General features: G+C 52.8%; 1 protein-coding gene. It reads right to left on the bottom strand.

Annotated elements, in window-relative coordinates; genetic code table 11:
• On the bottom strand, positions 1 to 863 hold an 863-nt coding region (tuf, locus tag PSSD_RS25975), incomplete at both ends, for an elongation factor Tu (RefSeq protein ID WP_052206277.1).

The following is an 863-nucleotide window of genomic DNA, read 5'->3' on the forward strand; positions in this document are numbered from 1 at the left end:
CCGCCTTCATCTTTAGACAGAACGTAAACTTCTGAAGTGAACTGAGTATGTGGCTTGATGGTGCCTGGCTTAGCCAGTACCTGACCACGCTCGATGTCTTCGCGCTTGATACCACGCAGCAGAACACCACAGTTCTCGCCAGCCTGACCCTGGTCCAGCAGTTTGCGGAACATTTCAACGCCAGTACAGGTTGATTTCACAGTGTCTTTCAGGCCAACAACTTCAACTTCGTCGCCCACTTTAACGATACCGCGCTCAACACGACCGGTTACAACAGTACCACGGCCTGAGATTGAGAATACGTCTTCGATTGGCAGCAGGAACGGCATGTCGATTGCACGTACTGGCTCTGGGATATAGGTATCCAGGTGACCAGCCAGCTCAATGATCTTAGCTTCCCACTCAGCGTCGCCTTCCAGCGCTTTCAGAGCAGAACCGCGGATGATTGGAGTATCATCGCCTGGGAAGTCGTATGCTGACAGCAGGTCACGAACTTCCATCTCTACCAGTTCCAGCAGCTCTTCGTCATCAACCATGTCGCACTTGTTCAGGAACACGATGATGTAAGGAACGCCAACCTGACGACCCAGCAGGATGTGCTCACGGGTCTGTGGCATTGGGCCATCAGTCGCAGCAACAACCAGGATCGCGCCGTCCATCTGCGCAGCACCGGTGATCATGTTTTTCACATAGTCGGCGTGGCCTGGGCAGTCAACGTGAGCGTAGTGACGAGTCGGGGTTTCATATTCAACGTGTGAAGTGTTGATGGTGATACCACGTGCTTTCTCTTCAGGCGCTTTATCGATCTCGTCGAATTTACTTGCCTTACCGCCGTAGGTTTTAGCCAGAACGGTGGTGATTGC

This window comes from Type-D symbiont of Plautia stali (assembly GCF_001485335.1).
In the GTDB taxonomy this organism is placed as follows: Bacteria; Pseudomonadota; Gammaproteobacteria; order Enterobacterales; family Enterobacteriaceae; genus Pantoea; species Pantoea vagans_C.